Annotated in this window: 12 protein-coding genes and 7 tRNA genes; 3 read left to right on the forward strand and 16 right to left on the reverse strand. The window is 55.3% G+C overall.

All coding sequences use genetic code 11. The annotated features are described in order from the left end of the window. Positions 1–234 precede the first annotated feature (234 nt). A complete protein-coding gene (locus JYE50_RS08205; RefSeq protein ID WP_084095069.1) occupies positions 235–2,310 on the forward strand; it encodes a CotH kinase family protein in 2,076 nt (691 codons plus the stop codon). 152 nt (positions 2,311–2,462) lie between these two features. Here JYE50_RS08205 and JYE50_RS08210 read toward each other — a convergent pair. The 16 genes from JYE50_RS08210 to JYE50_RS08285 form a co-directional block, all read right to left on the reverse strand. Next, positions 2,463–2,546, reverse strand: a tRNA-Leu gene (locus JYE50_RS08210). 5 nt (positions 2,547–2,551) lie between these two features. Beyond that, a tRNA-Tyr gene (locus JYE50_RS08215) sits at positions 2,552–2,636 on the reverse strand. A 27-nt stretch (positions 2,637–2,663) separates the two neighbouring features. Next, positions 2,664–2,739: transfer RNA gene (locus tag JYE50_RS08220), tRNA-Thr, on the reverse strand. 33 nt (positions 2,740–2,772) lie between these two features. Next, positions 2,773–2,849: transfer RNA gene (locus tag JYE50_RS08225), tRNA-Asp, on the reverse strand. Between the two features lie 9 nt (positions 2,850–2,858). Beyond that, a tRNA-Ile gene (locus JYE50_RS08230) sits at positions 2,859–2,932 on the reverse strand. Positions 2,933–2,952: 20 nt separating this feature from the next. Beyond that, a tRNA-Glu gene (locus tag JYE50_RS08235) sits at positions 2,953–3,025 on the reverse strand. A 20-nt stretch (positions 3,026–3,045) separates the two neighbouring features. Further along, positions 3,046–3,120, reverse strand: a tRNA-Pro gene (locus JYE50_RS08240). A 158-nt stretch (positions 3,121–3,278) separates the two neighbouring features. Continuing rightward, entirely contained in the window at positions 3,279–4,157 is an 879-nt protein-coding gene (locus JYE50_RS08245; protein WP_084095070.1) for a DUF368 domain-containing protein, read from the reverse strand. A gap of 16 nt (positions 4,158–4,173) precedes the next feature. After that, the gene (locus JYE50_RS08250; RefSeq protein ID WP_084095071.1) at positions 4,174–4,653 is read right to left on the reverse strand and encodes a COG2426 family protein; all 480 of its coding nucleotides are present in this window, start codon (positions 4,651–4,653) and stop codon (positions 4,174–4,176) included. Between the two features lie 98 nt (positions 4,654–4,751). Further along, complete coding sequence (locus JYE50_RS08255) at positions 4,752–4,994, reverse strand: hypothetical protein (protein WP_084095072.1); 243 nt, start codon at positions 4,992–4,994, stop codon at positions 4,752–4,754. Between the two features lie 257 nt (positions 4,995–5,251). Next, positions 5,252–5,791, reverse strand: coding sequence for a ribosome hibernation-promoting factor, HPF/YfiA family (gene hpf, locus JYE50_RS08260; RefSeq protein ID WP_084095073.1), 540 nt, complete (start codon positions 5,789–5,791; stop codon positions 5,252–5,254). Between the two features lie 220 nt (positions 5,792–6,011). Then, positions 6,012–6,761: a response regulator transcription factor gene (locus tag JYE50_RS08265; RefSeq protein ID WP_084095074.1), complete on the reverse strand. Its 750-nt coding sequence runs from the start codon at positions 6,759–6,761 to the stop codon at positions 6,012–6,014. Between the two features lie 11 nt (positions 6,762–6,772). Next, entirely contained in the window at positions 6,773–7,981 is a 1,209-nt protein-coding gene (locus tag JYE50_RS08270) for an ABC transporter substrate-binding protein (RefSeq protein ID WP_084095075.1), read from the reverse strand. A gap of 15 nt (positions 7,982–7,996) precedes the next feature. Then, positions 7,997–9,718, reverse strand: coding sequence for a sensor histidine kinase (locus JYE50_RS08275; RefSeq protein ID WP_084095076.1), 1,722 nt, complete (start codon positions 9,716–9,718; stop codon positions 7,997–7,999). Between the two features lie 35 nt (positions 9,719–9,753). Next, positions 9,754–11,175, reverse strand: a complete 1,422-nt coding sequence (locus tag JYE50_RS08280) for a phosphoglucomutase/phosphomannomutase family protein (RefSeq protein WP_084095077.1) — start codon at positions 11,173–11,175, stop codon at positions 9,754–9,756. Continuing rightward, a complete protein-coding gene (locus tag JYE50_RS08285) occupies positions 11,172–13,586 on the reverse strand; it encodes a glycoside hydrolase family 94 protein (RefSeq protein ID WP_084095581.1) in 2,415 nt (804 codons plus the stop codon). Before JYE50_RS08285 ends, JYE50_RS08280 begins: the two co-directional genes overlap by 4 nt. Positions 13,587–13,872: 286 nt before the next feature. Here JYE50_RS08285 and JYE50_RS08290 point away from each other — a divergent pair, with 286 nt between their 5' ends. Both JYE50_RS08290 and JYE50_RS08295 read left to right on the forward strand, forming a co-directional pair. After that, positions 13,873–14,841, forward strand: a complete 969-nt coding sequence (locus tag JYE50_RS08290) for an ABC transporter permease (RefSeq protein WP_084095078.1) — start codon at positions 13,873–13,875, stop codon at positions 14,839–14,841. A gap of 14 nt (positions 14,842–14,855) precedes the next feature. Beyond that, a complete protein-coding gene (locus JYE50_RS08295) occupies positions 14,856–15,806 on the forward strand; it encodes a carbohydrate ABC transporter permease (RefSeq protein WP_084095079.1) in 951 nt (316 codons plus the stop codon). Positions 15,807–16,120 lie beyond the last annotated feature (314 nt).

Consider the following 16,120-nt stretch of genomic DNA (forward strand, 5'->3'; position numbering starts at 1 on the left):
AAAAGAAAAGAGCTCTTGATTTCTCAAGAGCTCCGCGTACGGGAAGCAGAACTTGAAGATGTTGGGATTGCATCCATATGGGGAGTTTTGCTGACAGCAAGGCTTGCGAAATTCCTTTTATGGGGAAAAATAATTGTTCGTGATTCGTAGATTATTGTATAATCTGTCCCGAAAGTGAAACATGTGAGTTATGAGTTTATTCAGACAGAAAACCGATGATCGGAGGAAAAAAGGTTGAAGCGGTTTATGATCATAGCAGCGGTTCTGCTCCTGACAGCGACGGCCTGGAATGTGGCAACCGCGGAGAATGCACCTCATCCGGTGATTATGATCAGCGAAGTGATGGCCAGCAATGATTCGGTCGCTACTTATCCGAAAGCGGGATATACAGACTGGGTCGAGATCTTCAATTCCGGAGATTCTGCCGTTGATCTGAGCGGATGGGGATTGAGCGACAATCCGGAAAAACCGTTGAAATGGCAGTTTCCCGACGGAACAACGATTCGTCCCGGGGAATACAGGGTCATTCTGTGTGACAAGGACACGGAAAAGAGCAGCGACGCGGAGCTGCACGCATCTTTCACGATCAGCCGGAAGAGCGGGGAGATTATTGTCCTGACTGACGTGGAGGGCACCGTGCATGACCGGATCACGCTTCCTGAAATGAAGACGGATATCTCCTTCGGACGGAGTCATGAGGATGGTGGCCTGTACTGTTATGACACGCCTACGCCTTTTGCGGCAAACAAAGGCGGCTTCGTGGGGTATACCGCGGCGCCGTCGTTCTCGGCGGAGCCAGGTTTTTATGATTCAGACCAGTATCTTCAGATCATCGTCCCGGAAGGCACACAGGTGTTTTATACCCTGGACGGATCGGAGCCGACGCGGAAATCCACGCCTTACAACGGGGAAACACTGGAAATTACCGCTACGACCGTGATTCGGGCCAGGGCTTTCGCGGAGGGAATGATCCGGCCCGGCGATACGCTCACCGGTACGTTCTTTATCCAAGCGGATCACAGCCTGCCGGTGGTATCAGTCACTGTGGATCCGGAAGACCTGTGGAATCGCAAACGGGGAATGCTGACCGTTGGAAAGGGTGTCAACAACAAAGAAGGCCTGCCCTTCAAAAACACTGTTTACCGGAAAGTGAAGAACTCCGGGGTCAAATATGAAAGCTATGTGGAGATGTACGACGACACCGGAGAAAGGATTGTCAGTCAGGGTGCGGATATCTCCCTGAACGGCGACTATTCGCTGGACATGCCCCAGAAGAGTTTCAAATTCAAAGCGAAAAGCAAATACGGTGAAAAAACGTTCAAAGCAAAACTGTTCCCGGACAGGGATTATGAGGAATATAAAAGCTTCGTGCTGCGGAACAGCGGAAATGACTGCATGTGGACCCGGCTGCAGGACGGGTTTCAGAGCCGGCTGATGGATCTGTTCGGAAGCACCGTGGCCCATCAGGCATGGAAACCCTATGTAGTATATCTGAACGGTCAGTACTGGGGCCATATGAACCTGCGGGAACGGGTGGACGAGTATATGGTCGCGCAGTTTGAGGGGCTGGACCTGAAGGACGCGGACCAGCTGGACCTGCTGGAGGCAAGCAGCAGAGTGAAGAACGGATCCAATACGGAATACAAGGCTATGATCAAAAAGATCAAAGCCGGCAAACCGGCCAAAAAACAGGAGGATCTGCAGTACATCCTGGACAACATCGATGTGGACAATTATTTCTGGTTTATGGGCTTCGAGATGTTCTTCGGCAACAGCGATATCGGCAATTTCCGTATCTACCGCCTGAACGCTCCCGGAAGTAAATGGAAATGGCTGATCAACGATCTGGACTACGGCCTGTGGAACTCCGGATTCGACAGTCCGAAGAGTTATACCAAGAAGAGCGGCATGGGTCAACTTAATTACGACAATACGATCTTTCGGAAGCTGCTGACCGTTCCGGAATACAAGGACCGGTACCTGACCATATACGGCAAAATCTATCAAAAACTGACAACGGACACGATGATGGAAGTACTGGACGAACTGGTGGAGCTGATAGAACCGGAGATGGAGCGGCACTGGACTCGCTGGGGACCGGAAAACGACAGAAACATCGTTTCCGAAGCACCGAGGACGGCGGAAGGTGCCTACAAATACTGGCAGAAGCGTGTGGAACGCCTCCGGAACGTGATCCGGAAACGGCCGACACGGCTGTGGGATTTTACGAAAAAAGCCTTCGGCCTGAGCAATGCGGAAATGGAGAAATACTTTGGTCCGAAACCGCCGATGCCGCCTGAAGCCGTCTGATCCGGACGGACAGGCTCATCGGCCGGATCTGCATCATCGATGAACTTGTTTGTTCCGGTTGGACAAACAAGTTTTTTTCGTCGCTCAATTCCCTCATGGGTACAGCATAGGTACGTATGAAAAAGAGCTCTTGATTTCTCAAGAGCTCTACGTGCGGGAAACAGGACTTGAACCTGCAAGTACGTACGTACACATGAACCTGAATCATGCGCGTCTGCCAATTCCGCCATTCCCGCAAGTATGGTGGGCAGGGGTGGATTCGAACCACCGAAGCTAATAGCGGCAGATTTACAGTCTGCTCCCTTTGGCCACTCGGGAACCTACCCATATGATGTCCCTCTTGACCCAAAGGGTGGAGCTGGCGATGGGACTCGAACCCGCAACCTGCTGATTACAAATCAGCTGCTCTGCCAATTGAGCTACGCCAGCACGAAGCTCGTTCTGCGGATTCAACCAGAAAAGTGGCGACCCGGAAGGGGCTCGAACCCTCGACCTCCAGCGTGACAGGCTGGCGCTCTAACCAACTGAGCTACCGGGCCAAATGGCTGTGGGCCTTCAGGGACTTGAACCCCGGACCAACCGGTTATGAGCCGGCCGCTCTGACCAACTGAGCTAAAGGCCCATATCGGAAAGGAAAGAAAGTGACTCCGCCGGGATTCGAACCCGGGTAGCCGCCGTGAAAGGGCGGTGTCTTAGGCCTCTTGACCACGGAGCCACGTACGAGGCGATTTTGAGTCGGGGTGAAGGGATTCGAACCCCCGGCCCCATGCTCCCAAAGCACGTGCGCTAGCCAGACTGCGCTACACCCCGGTGCATCCTTCCCGCGGTCTATCCCGCAGGCGACTTTGTTAATATACATGATTTTTGACCGGATGTCAATCACTATTTTCTCCATTTTCGGAAGAAAATTTTCAATGTTGAGTCAGTCTTTATCACGTATATGCGTGTCCCTCAAAAAAGCCCCCGGATCAGGCAGGTTCTGACTGCTTTTTATCAAGCGTGGACATGAACCACGCAACCGCAAACCCGATGACCAGGCACACAATGCTGATAATCCAGTTTCCGGTAGTTGCGATCTGGAAGCATTCACGGTTCTGCATAAGCAGGGCCACAGGCGATCCGATCACCAGTCCGAAGATAGCGCTGAAGGTCAGTGCGGCATGCTTTTTGAGCAGGAAATTCATGAGCTTCGCAATGAACACGATGCCCACAAGAAGGCCGATCGCATAAGGAGCCAGGATCGCCAGGCTGGACCAGTCCCCTCCCCGCAGATCATTCATGGCGTTGATGACGGGGTTGTAGTAACCCAGGAGCATCAGGATCATGGAACCTGAAATGCCCGGAACGACCATCGTGGAAGAGGCGATCGCTCCCAGCGGGATCATCAGCAGAATGGTGCCGATGGAATGATCCACCGTCCTGGCTTCCGGAGGATTCAGCAGGGGCAGAACCACCACCAGCGCAAGGAAGATCAGGAACAGGATAACGCCGGGAATCCTGGCGCTCTTCATATTGACCCGCTTGTAAATGGCGGGAAGGCCGCCGAGGATCAGTCCGATGAACGCGAAATTGGTGGGAAGGCGTGTCATCGGAATCTCACTGGACTTTGTTCCCAGCAGGTTGCCGATCAGCGCAGCAAAAGCAAACAGGCCGATCAGCACGCCGATAATAATCGGCAGAAGATCCCGGAAGTTCTTTTTGAACTGCTTGAAAAGATTATTCACCGCATAGATCACACGGTCATAAATACCCATGGACACCGCCATGGTCCCGCCCGATACGCCGGGGATGATATTGGAAACGCCGATTACGGCTCCGCGCAGAATGTCAAGAAACCACTGCAGCATTGAATAACCCTTCCCTTCAGGCAAAAAGTTGTACGCCGTTGATAACGATCAGGCTGCCCACGCCCATGATAACAGCAGCCAGCAGGACACCCAGCAGAACAGCGATTACGCTGGATTTGAAATCCATATCCAGGATACTTGCGGCCAGGGTTCCCGTCCAGGCGCCGGTACCGGGCAGCGGGATGCCGACAAACAGCAGAAGCGCGATGAACAGTCCTTTGGTCCCGGCCTTCTCCTTAAGCTTCTCGCCCGCTTTATGGCCTTTTTCCAGGCAAAAGGTAAAGAAGCGTCCGATGTATTTTTTATCCTTGCCCCATTCCAGCACCCTGCGTGCGAAAAAGAAGATCACCGGCACCGGCAGCATATTCGCCACCATGCACACGATATAGGCAGGCAGGGTGGGAATGCCGTTGGCCAGTGCGTAAGGCAAAGCCCCCCTGAGTTCGATCAGGGGAACCATGGAGATCAGGAATGAAATAACGTAGTGTTTCAGCATATATTCCTCCGGCGGTCAGTGCTGGCGTCCTGTCAGAAAAACAACGTGGGCATTATAGCATAGCCGCAAAACAGTGTAAAGGCAGCCGGAGTCCGGTCTTACCGCCCCGTTATGTCGTCATCAAACCATTCTGCATCTTCCGGATCCTCAAAGGACCTGGCGATATTCTCCGGATCAAACCGGGGATCAAAAGCCAGTTCCTTCAGCCGGTCCCGGCTGACCACGGTGTTCGTTCCCAGGCAGTCATTGCAGCGATACCCGCAGTCCGGGCAGATACAGCCCAGATGATCGCTTTCCGCCTGGATCATGTAGGTTCCGCATTCTTTACAGCTGCAACGCATACAGACCGTCCCCTCCCCGAAAAATAGCTGAGTTATTATAGCAGAATCCGGCAATACGGGCAATAATGCGCAAAAAAAGGGGCCGCACCCGCGGCCCCGGGGTATATTGTACGTCCGGATCTCAGGGTCTTGCTTTTCGGCCTTACGCTCTGTCCGCTAATCGCGCCTGATATGCATGGTTCCTTGTCGGATATCATCATGCTGTGCGAGCTTTTTGTGCCGACTCCTGATTGTCCTGTCCGGACTTTCAAGTCTGTTTAGGCTTCCGGCTCCAGCAGTCCCAGGTCTCCATCCTTTCTCAGGTAGAGGACGTTGGTCCTGTCTGTGTCAATATTCACAAAGGCGAAGAAATTGTGTCCCAGCAGTTCCATTTCGATCGCGGCATCCTCCACGCTCATGGGGCGTACCGGGAAGGTCTTCTGCTTAACCACCTTTCTCTCTTTCTCTTCTTCGCCTGAATCCTCTTCAATGAATTCGGGCACGTCCGGGATCTCTTCTCTCAGATTCTTGCCCAGCTTGGTCCTGTGTTTCCGGATCTGCCGTTCCATCTTCGCCAGCGCTTTGTCAATGGCCAGGAACAGGTTGTCATCCGCGGAGGACTCGCTGCGCAGGATTACGTTCTTTCCCATGGGGACGGTGATTTCCACCACCCGGCGGTCGTTCTTCTCCTTTCTCATTTTGACCTGCAGTTCGGTTTCAGGCCAGAGGTATTTGCCCATGGTTTCCGTTTTCTTTTCGATCCTCTGAGTAATTGCCGGGCTAACCGACATGTTTCGTGCCTGTATCGTAAGTCTCATATGTCCGATGGGCTCCTTTCAAATTAGTGATTCCGTGATTCTCACAGAACAGCGGTCATTTCTGACTGCCCTTCTGTGAAAGATCGTGTGCCATCGGCATCACACCCTTTCGTTTGTCGTTCTGATTTATTATTTCGACACGATGGAGAGGATTCCTTCTTTGTTTTATAAATTTTTGTATTTTTTACATTTGATTTGTACCATTTATCACATGAAAGCCTTATGATTCACGGTTTCTGTACTCTCCGGGCGTGCATCCGGTAATCTTTTTGAAGCTGCGGGAGAAGTGCGCCACATCGGAAAAACCGGTTTCCTCCGCGATCTCATGGATCCGGTAGGAGGGATTCTTCAGCATTTCCTTCGCCTTCGCGATCCGCATGCTTCCGAGCAGGTCAAAGAAGCTCTGATCCGTTTCCCGGTTCAGCAGCTTGGAGAGGTGCCACTGGCTCACATATACATGATCCGCCACTTCACCCAGGGAAAGATGCTGTTCTGTGCAGTGTTCCTTCATATAGGCCAGCGCCGCCTTGACCAGGTGGTTGCCGGCTTCCTTTACGGATTCGTCTTCCGGTTCCTCATCCCGAAGCTGCGGCATCGCGTCCAGCCGGGAAACCATCTGCCGGAAGGCTTCCTTCAGTTCATCCAGGTTGCTGGGTTTCAGGAGATAACGGCATACGCCCAGGGTGATTGCCTGCCGGGCATACTCAAAATCCCGGTAGGCAGTCAGAACGCTCATCTGGATATCCGGAAACTCGCTGCGGATGGCTGCCAGCATGGTCAGCCCGTCCATATTAGGCATCCGGATGTCCGTCAGCACGATATCCGGGTGAATGCTGCGGATCAGTTCCAGCCCGGAGATTCCGTCATGGGCTGTTCCCGCCACCTCGCAGCCAAGCTCCGCCCACGGCACCACCGTGGAAAGGCCCCGGATGATCAGCCGTTCATCGTCCACAAGGATTACTCGGTACATTGCTTCTCCTCTCATTCCCCGAAGGGATTCAGTGCCATCACCCGCTGCCAGCATTCTTCCGGCGTCATTGTGCCCTCCGCCACCGCCGGAATGCATTGCAGCAGCCATTTTTCACGGGCACGGTTGTTCATGGCGTCCTGGAGCGGGCTGACCATCTGCCTGCCCGTCTGCAGGTCGTTCGCGGAATCAAGCAGTCTGCCGGAAAGGGACGAACTGCCCAGTTCCCAGATGCTTTCTTCGCTGGTCAGTTCTTTCAGCAGTTCCACAGCCGCGTCCCGGTGTCCGGAATCCCAGGCCCGGCGGGTCAGGTAAAAGCCCATGGATACGCCGCCGACATAGCAGCTGGAAGCCCCTTCCCCGTTCTTCAGCGGCATGGGAAGCACAGCCAGGGAATCCATCATCTTATGCGGGAAATTGGAATCCAGCCAGCTGCCGTCTATCTTCATGGCAGCTTTCTGGGCAACAAACAGCGCCGTGGATGACTCATCATCCGTTCTCCACGCGTTGTCCGCAAAAGTCCCGGCTTCCGCCAGTTCCCGGATCACGCCCATTGCTTCAAACCAGGATGCCGGAACCTCTTCAAAGGTTTTCGGCCGGGCCTGCTGTTCCTCCTTCGTGGCGCATGCCAGCACGGACATTTCCGCCAGGTAATGAGGAACGTCTGACAGGGAGATGGCAATAGGTACAATATCATTTTCCCGGAATATACGGATTGCTTCCAGCAGGGATGCCCAGTCCTTCGGCAGCGGCGCCTGGTATTTGTCAAACAGGTCTGTATTGACAAACAAACCCTCCCAGAAGCCTCTCACCGGTACCGCGTAAACCTTTCCGTCCGGTTCCCGCAGGACATCCTCTTCCTGAAGGTTTATATCAGGATAAGCCGCGTTGATCTCCTCCAGGGAAACAACCCGGGACAGGATCGGCGCCGAGTCTCCCCCGGCCGCGAAGAAGAAAAGGATATCCGGTTCATTCCCTGCCGCAAAGTCCTTCAGGATAGCCGTCTTCCAGGTCTCATCGATAATGGAGGAATTGTCGATCACCGTATTGCCGCTCATCGATTCATAGCGTTTCAGGATCGCGACGTATTCTTCAGCGGAACCGTCCGGACCGGCAAAGCAGCTGATGGTCCGCAGTGTAACGCCGTCCTCAGCCAGTCCGGCTCCGGCAGCAATCATCAGTACTAAAGCCGCCACAGCGGCAATCCGTTTTCTGATCCGCATACCTTTTCGCCTCCTTCAGTGAATTTCCCGGGGGATCACGATAGACACCGTGGTCTGTCCGGGTGTGTCCGTATCCACGCGGATCGTTACCGATTCCCCGTAGATCAGGCGCAGCCTGTTCACGATATTGGCCAGGCCAAGATGTTTCCCGGTGGGCTGCCCGTGCAGGGCTGCCTCGATCCGTTCCCGGTCTTCCTTACCGGTTTCCCGGCCTGTATTGATGATCTCAACATGCATGCACGCGTCGTTCAGCGAGCAGCGGATGGTGATCACGCCGCCTCCCGCCGGGGCAATGCCGTGCTCCACGGCGTTCTCCAGCAGCGGCTGGATCGTCAGCAGCGGCAGGATGCCGTCCATGGCCTTTTCCTCGATCTCACGGTTCACGGTCAGGTCCGTACCGAAGCGTTGCTCAATAAAATAGATATATGCTTCCGCCACTTCCATCTCTTCCCGCAGGGTAACCAGACGCCTGTCCTCCCGGGCCATGGTGGCGTTCAGCAGCACGGACAGGGAGGTCACCATGGAGGAGATATTCTCCGAACCCTCCATCCTGGCCGTCCAGTTGATGTCCTCCAGGGCGTTGTTGATGAAATGCGGATTGATCCGGCTCTGAAGCGCCAGGATCTGCGCATTCTTCAGTTCGATTTCTTCCTTGTAGGTTTTGTCGATCAGTTCCTTCAGCCGCAGGGACATCTGGGAGAAGGACCTGCCCAGGCGGCCCAGTTCATCCTCCCCATTCAGGGGAACAGTCGCGCCGAGCTTGCCTTCTTCAATACGACGGCTGGCCGCTGACAGAAGTGTCAGCGGCTTCACGATACGCCTGCTCAGGTAAACGCCGATCAGGATCATGATGGGAAGCAGCAGCAGGGCCATCACCAGCAGCAGCATCTGGAAGGAATAAACTTCGCTGTACTGCTTCCTGCGGTCCATGGTCAGCTGCACGTTCAGTCCGTTTTCGATATCTCCGGACAGGCGGGTATAATACAGTTTTTCTTTCCGGTCATCCGTCAGGCCCGATCCCAGGTCCACCCATTCGGTTTCCGGATCACCGCAGTCATCCAGGCGGACCGCCACCTGCGCGTCCCATTCCTGTCCCAGTTCCGTCAGGGGCCGGAAAACGCTTTCCTCGTTGATCCCCAGGATCAGCATACCGAAGCGTTCCATCCGCAGGTTCAGCAGGTTCCGCACCAGGTAGATGTTATCCCCGAACCGGATAAAGCGGCAGCGGGTATCCAGTTCTTCTCCCATGGCCAGAACAGTTTCACAGAGCGCCTGCAGTTCGCCGGTATTCTCCATGGCCCCGTTCCGGAGATACATCCGCATATCCGGCTTTTCCACCGGGAAACAGGCCACAAAAGACAGCAGCGGCTCCCGGCTGTATTTCCGTTCCAGGTAGCTTCGCCCCAGCCGCATATACTCGTTGTCCCCGACACTCCCGTCTTTCCATTTCTGCCAGGAGTCCATCAGTTCCCCGTCATAGGTGGCGTCACGGGCCAGATCCAGTGTCCGCTGAATCTTCTGTTCCGTCAGCGTCCAGGCCTGTTCAGCGCCGGAGGTGATTGCCGCCCGCGTCTGGTTCTCCAGCTTCTTCATCAGGAAGCCGCCCGTAAAAACACCCAGCAGGACCACGGGAATCAGATAGCTGAGCAGCACAATCAGGCCTATCTGCGCGCGCAGTGACTGCCGCACGCTGCCAAACAGGCGTCTCTTCGGTTGTCTGCCCGTATCCATTTCCATGCTTTCTGTCCTTCCCGTGGTTCCCGCCGGTCAAATCATTCCTGCCAGGGCAGTCCGACGAAATCCGCCATCTGTTTCACGGTCTGCTTTGCCTTTTCCTCTGTCTCCGCTTCGGCGAAGATCCGGACCCTGGGTTCAGTTCCGGAGAAGCGGACGATCACCCAGCCGTTTTCCAGGTAGACCTTGCAGCCGTCCATATAGCTGACCTTTTCCACCTTTTTGTCGAAAACGGGCAGCTGTTTCTCTTCCATGATCTTCCGGGCGATCTCCTCCCGGCTTTCTTCGGTCAGGGCCCAGTCATATTCCGCCGTGTGCATTTCGCCGTATTTTTCATACAGGTCCTGCACCAGCTCGCTGAGTTTCCTGCCGCTCACGGAAAGCATTTCCACCAGCAGGCTGGCGGCATACAGGCCGTCCTTGCCGGAGATATGTCCCCGGACCGTCAGGCCGCCGGAGGATTCTCCGCCGATCAGGGCATCATATTTTTCCATGCCCGCGGAGATATGCTTGAAGCCAACCGGCACTTCCACGCACTTTTCCCCGTGCGCTTCCGCGATCCGGTCCAGCAGGTGGGTAGTGGCAATGTTCCGCACCGCGGCGCCTTTCCATCCTTTATACTCCAGCAGGTAGTAATACAGCAGGGCCAGGGTCTCGTTTGCGGTCACATACCGGCCGTTTTCATCAATAATGCCCAGGCGGTCCGCGTCACCGTCGGTGGCGATACCCACGTCCGCCTTGTGTTCCTTCACCGCGTACTGCAGATCCACCAGCGTGTCCGGGTTCGGAGCCGGCAGGTGCCGGCCGAAGAACGCGTCATGCCGGTCGTTGATCACGTCCACGTCGCAGCGGCAGGTGTACAGGATCGTCTGCAGGCCCGTCAGGCTGACGCCGAACATCGGGTCCAGCACGATCCGGAGACGCCGTTTCCGGATCGCTTCCGTATTCACCTGGTTCAGGATGGAGTCCAGGTAAGCGTCCCGCGGATCGATGATCGCGATGATCCCCTCCGCCTTCGCTTCCTCGAAATCCATGGCCCGGACATCCGCCTCCGCGATGCTGTTCGCTTCTTCCTGGATGGCTTCCGTCACGTCCTGCGCGGCATCCCGGCCGCCGAAGGTGAAGAGCTTGATGCCGTTCCACGTCGCGGGATTGTGACTCGCGGTCACCATCGCGCCGTAGGGCAGCTTCTTTTCTTTTACGGTAAACATAATCTGGGGCGTCGGGCAGCTCATGTTCACAAAGAACACCTTGATCCCCTCGCCTGCCAGCACCTCGCAGAACCAGATCAGCGCTTCCTTGCTCAGGAACCGCCGGTCATAGCCTACGCAGATGCCTTCCTCCGCGACGCCTTCCCGCTTCATTCTGCGGGCCACCGCCGCGGCGACCAGCCGGATATTTGCCTTGGTAAAACCGTCCCCGATGATTGCGCGCCATCCGCCTGTACCGAACTTAATCATTTGCGGTCACGCTCCTCTCCGGAAAGTTCCACTTCAATGGTATGGATTCCTTCTGTATAGACCGGGATCCGGTCCACGGGCTTGCCGTCCGCAATGATGCGGCCAACGCCTTTTTCCACGTGCGCCGGATTCTTCACCGTGATCCGGTATTCAGCGCCGCGCCATTTGCGTACAGCTTCAAAGCCGTCCCATTCCGCCGGGATGCAGGGATCCACCGTCAGGCCGTCAAAGCCCGGACGGATACCAAGCATATAGCGGGTAGCCGCGAAGTATGCCCAGCCGGAGGAACCGGTCATAAAGGGATGGCGGGCACGGCCATGGGCCGTGTGATCCTTGCCCATGATGAACTGGCAGTAGCTGTAGGGCTCCGCCTGGCGGATCTCCATCTTGTCGTTCTGGTTTTCCGGCAGCAGGGCATCATAAAACTTCATGGCCCGGTTTCCGCGGCCCAGCATGCATTCCGCCACCCAGGCCCAGGGGTTCGGATGGCTGAAGATCGCGCCGTTCTCCTTGACGCCGGGATAAACCCGGGTCACAAAGCCGATGCTGTCATCCAGTGTCACAAAGGAAGGAGCGTTCAGCATCAGTCCCCAGGGGGTATACAGCCATTCGTCCACCGCGTCCATGCAGCTCAGTCCCTGCTCACGGTCCGCGGCGCCGCTGATGACCGCCCAGGTATTGCTTTCCATATGGACTTTGCCTTCCCGGGCTTCCTGTGATCCGATCGGCGCGCCGGCTGCCGTAAAGCCACGCAGGAACCATTTGCCGTCCCACAGCTGCTTCCGGCAGGTCTTTTCCATCTGTTCCTTCAGCGCCGTATATTTCGCTTCATCTTCTTTGCGTCCCAGGGCCCTGGCGGCATCCAGGAAATGGTTCGTGGCCCACACCAGCAGGAAGGCCACCATGGCGCTTTCGCCGCCGCCCAGGTTCAGGCAGTCGTTCCAGTCCGCCCGCAGGCCCTTTGTTACGCCGTGGGCACCCACCTGTTCATAGGAGAAGTCAAGAGACGCTTTCATATGCTCCCAGACAGTGCCGCTTCCTTCATCGGCAAAGGGGATTACCTTGTCAAAAAACGACAGATCACCGCTCTCCCGGACGTTTTCCACGATTGCCGGGATCAGCCACAGCGCGTCGTCCGCGCAGGCATCCTTCAGGCCGTGCAGCATGCCCTTCTTGTCCGCCTCCGGGATCACCGTGGGGGACTTGAAGGTACCTTCGTCCGCCTTTTCCAGCACCGCCGGGTCAAACAGGTGCAGGCCGTAGCCCTGCTTCATCTGTCCATGCAGCAGCTGGCAGATCCGTTTCATGCACATATCCGGTTCCGCGTGGGGAATGCACATGGCATCCTGTGCGGTATCCCGGTAACCCAGGCCCGTGCGTCCGCCTACCTCTATAAAGGAGGAGAACCGGGAGAACAGGACGTTCACTTCGCTCTGGTAGAAGTTCCAGATGTTCAGGGAGCGGTTCATATTCTCGTGGGGCGTGGTAACCTGGAACCTGCCCAGTTTGTCATCCCAGAACTTGCGGAGCTCTTCAAAGGCGCGGTCCGTGCCGGCTTCATCATACCGGGTCCGGGCTTTTTCCGCCGCGTCTCCCCTGCCTGTTCCCAGATAGAAGATGACTCTCGCTTCCTCGCCGGGCTTCAGGGTCAGCTTCTTCTGCAGCGCGCCGCAGGGGTTGCCGCCCAGTTCCGTGGAAGATGTCAGTTTTCCGGTTTCAACACCCAGCGGATTCCGCTCTGTACGGTAAGGACCGATAAAGGCTTCCCGCACGCCGTCAAATCCGTCCGGCTTGAAGTTGCCCGCCAGGAACTGCCAGGCATTCTGTTCATAATGCAGTTCGCAGAGAACCGCGTCATTTTCATAGTGGGATCCGGCAGCGTACAGGCTCATCTGGAAGTTCTGGTTGTCCATGTCGATTTCATGGAAGGAAAACTCCACATAGCCAAACACGCTGAGCTTCCGTTCTTTATCGGAAGTGTTCCGGACGCGGACGTCGAAGATCTCCACCGGATCCTCGTTCCCGTCCTCCCGGGGAATGAACAGGATCTGCTCCGCGTTGATTCCTTCATATTCACAAAAGAAACGGGAATAGCTAAGTCCGTGCCGGGCCTCATAACGGGCCTCGTCCAGCGGAAGCCCTGTGGGCTGCCAGCTCAGGGACCAGTACTTTCCTGTTTCTTCATCTTTAAGATAAACATAATGTCCCGGCCAGTCCATGGGGACTCCGTTTGGCCGGAACCGGGTGATCCGGTGATGCTGGGGGCTGTCCAGCCAGCTGTAGCCTCCCGCGTTATGGGATATTACAGTACCCATCCGCTGAGTTCCGAGGTAGTTGGTCATGGAGACCGGTACGTCCATCCGGTCAATTACGTATTCACGTGCGGCATCGTCAAAGTACCCGTAACGCATATAGAACCTCCTGTTGTCCGCATTTTCATTATAAGCATAGCAAAAGAAAAGCACAAGAAGAAGGAACAGGCCTGTCATTTTTTGTCTTGGATTGGCGTCCTTCTTCTTTCCCCGGAAGCCATCCACCCCGTCGGATCAAGGCATTTATTGGATGCAATTGTCCGTCTTTGCCAACACAACAACCGGAGTCAAGAATTAACAAACGGAGATAATGACAGATTGGATGTCTGTTTTATAGAATTCAATTACCAGATCGGACATCGCGGGAAAGGAGCAGAACAATAGTATGACGGCAATTCAATCAAACGCCGGTAAGCGACGGATCGGAAACGGAAGCGTCACTTCCAGGAAAAAGACCTTCTGGCTGACCACCATGATGCTTCCCGGTGCCATCTGGCTGCTGCTGATCCGTTACCTGCCCATGTTCGGTATTGTGATCGCGTTTAAAAACTACCGGGCCTTCCGCCCCAACACTTTCTGGAACAATATCGTCCGGAGCGAATGGGTGGGCCTGAAGAACTTCGAATTTCTCAAATCCCCCGACACCGGCATCATGATCCGCAACACCCTGGGTTATAACATCCTGTGGATCATCCTGGGTCTGATCATCTCCGTGGCCTTCGCCATTATGATGAGCGAGCTGACCTCCCGGTTCATGGCCAAGACCTACCAGACTCTGATGTTCTTCCCCTACTTCCTGTCCTGGGTCGTTGCCAGCTACTTCGTCCTGGCCTTCCTGGATCCTACCAGCGGTATGATTCCCTTCATGCAGAAAGCCGCCGGACAAAAAGCCGCCAACTTTTACCACGACACCACCTGGTGGCCGCTGATCCTTACCATCTGTAACCTGTGGAAGAACCTGGGGTATTCGTCAGTGCTGTACCTCGCCGCCATCACCGGCATTGACACCACCCAGTATGAAGCGGCAGCTGTCGATGGCGCCACCAAGTGGCAGCAGATCTGGCACGTGACCCTGCCCGGTATCCGCCCCATGATCGTCATCCTGCTGATCATGAATGTCGGCAAGATCTTCAATGCGGATTTCGGCCTGTTCTATAACGTGCCCCAGAACTCCGGTTCCCTGTACCCGGTCACCCAGGTGGTTGACACCTATGTCTACCGGGCTTACGCCAACACACACAACCTGGGAATGAGCTCCGCCGCGGGTTTCCTCCAGAGCGCCATCGGCCTGATCTGTATCGTCGGTGCCAACACGCTGGTTCGGAAGATCGACGCGGAAAGCTCCCTGTTCTGAGGAGGGATATAAAAATGACAACGATCGCCAAATCTTCTCCTCGGAAAAAAATAAAAGCCGGTTCCTTCTCCCTGAACCGTTTCGGTTCCGGAACCCAGACCGCCTTCCATGTGGTGCTCGCACTCTTCGCCCTGATGTGCATTATTCCCTTCCTCTTTGTGGTTATCATCGCCTTCTCTTCCGAAGAGAGCATCCGGCAGATAGGTTACTCCTTCACGCCGCTTTCCTGGAGCACCCAGGCATTTGATTACACCTTTAAGCTGGGCAACGCGCTCTGGAGAAGCTACTTCAACTCCTTCCTGATCACTATCATCGGTACAACCCTGAGCGTAGCCCTGACTGTACTGTATGCCTATCCCCTGTTCAGAAGGGATTACCGCCACCGGAATTTCTTCAACTTCCTCAGCTTCTTTACGATGATCTTCGGCGGCGGCCTTGTCCCCACCTTCGTCATCTGCAAGAGCGTCCTGGGCCTCAGCGATAACTACGCTGCCCTGATCGTTCCCATGCTCTTCAGCCCCTTCAATGTCATCATCATGCGCACCTTCCTGCAGACCACAGTGCCAAATGAGCTGATCGAGGCAGCCACCATTGATGGCAGCGGAGAGTACTCCACCCTGGTCAGGATTGTCCTGCCGGTGGTCAAGCCCGGCATCGCGACCATCGCCCTGCTGGTCTCGCTGGGATACTGGAATGAATGGTTCCTTTCCCTGCTGTACCTGAATAAGAACATGGAAATCATGCCTCTCCAGTATCTGCTCATGCGGATGCAGCGTAACGCGGACTTCCTTGCAAAGAACTCCTCCATGCTGGGGGCGGATGCCGCCAAGGCTGCGGCACAGCTGCCTTCCCAGTCCCTGAAAATGGCCCTCGTGGTGTTCATCGTGGTTCCTATTGCCTGTGCATACCCCTTCTTCCAGCGGTACGTCATCGCAGGTCTGACCATCGGCTCGGTAAAAGGATGAACATCCGATGACAGACAATGTCTGAAATCTCATCGGATGTGAATTCAAGCGAAACAAGCGAGCTGTCTGGGGAGCGAGGGAAACGGCAGCCCAGTGGGCTGTCCGCTGAAAGCGGAAGTGACCCGAACGAGTCAATCGAAGCAAACAGTGGGTTGAAGCGTCAGCAAAACCCACTGTGCCGACTGAGATTGTGGAAGGCAGTCGCGCCGATTGAGCTTGCGGAAATTTCAGGAACATCAGTTCCTGAAAATCAAAAGGTTCATTCATCACAAGGTAATTTAAGGGTCCAGCCCTTAAAAATATAGAATCTCAGC

The sequence above is a fragment of the Aristaeella lactis genome (assembly GCF_018118585.1).
GTDB lineage: Bacteria > Bacillota > Clostridia > Christensenellales > Aristaeellaceae > Aristaeella > Aristaeella lactis.

What these genes read in the sequence shown, in the direction of transcription:
- JYE50_RS08245 (WP_084095070.1), bottom strand. Translation starts at nt 4,157, where the DNA reads ATGCTGCAGTGGTTTCTTGACATTCTGCGCGGAGCCGTAATCGGCGTT.
- JYE50_RS08250 (WP_084095071.1), bottom strand. Translation starts at nt 4,653, where the DNA reads ATGCTGAAACACTACGTTATTTCATTCCTGATCTCCATGGTTCCCCTG.
- JYE50_RS08255 (WP_084095072.1), bottom strand. Translation starts at nt 4,994, where the DNA reads ATGCGTTGCAGCTGTAAAGAATGCGGAACCTACATGATCCAGGCGGAA.
- hpf (WP_084095073.1), bottom strand. Translation starts at nt 5,791, where the DNA reads ATGAGACTTACGATACAGGCACGAAACATGTCGGTTAGCCCGGCAATT.
- JYE50_RS08265 (WP_084095074.1), bottom strand. Translation starts at nt 6,761, where the DNA reads ATGTACCGAGTAATCCTTGTGGACGATGAACGGCTGATCATCCGGGGC.
- JYE50_RS08270 (WP_084095075.1), bottom strand. Translation starts at nt 7,981, where the DNA reads ATGCGGATCAGAAAACGGATTGCCGCTGTGGCGGCTTTAGTACTGATG.
- JYE50_RS08275 (WP_084095076.1), bottom strand. Translation starts at nt 9,718, where the DNA reads ATGGAAATGGATACGGGCAGACAACCGAAGAGACGCCTGTTTGGCAGC.
- JYE50_RS08280 (WP_084095077.1), bottom strand. Translation starts at nt 11,175, where the DNA reads ATGATTAAGTTCGGTACAGGCGGATGGCGCGCAATCATCGGGGACGGT.
- JYE50_RS08285 (WP_084095581.1), bottom strand. Translation starts at nt 13,586, where the DNA reads ATGCGTTACGGGTACTTTGACGATGCCGCACGTGAATACGTAATTGAC.
- JYE50_RS08290 (WP_084095078.1), top strand. Translation starts at nt 13,873, where the DNA reads ATGACGGCAATTCAATCAAACGCCGGTAAGCGACGGATCGGAAACGGA.
- JYE50_RS08295 (WP_084095079.1), top strand. Translation starts at nt 14,856, where the DNA reads ATGACAACGATCGCCAAATCTTCTCCTCGGAAAAAAATAAAAGCCGGT.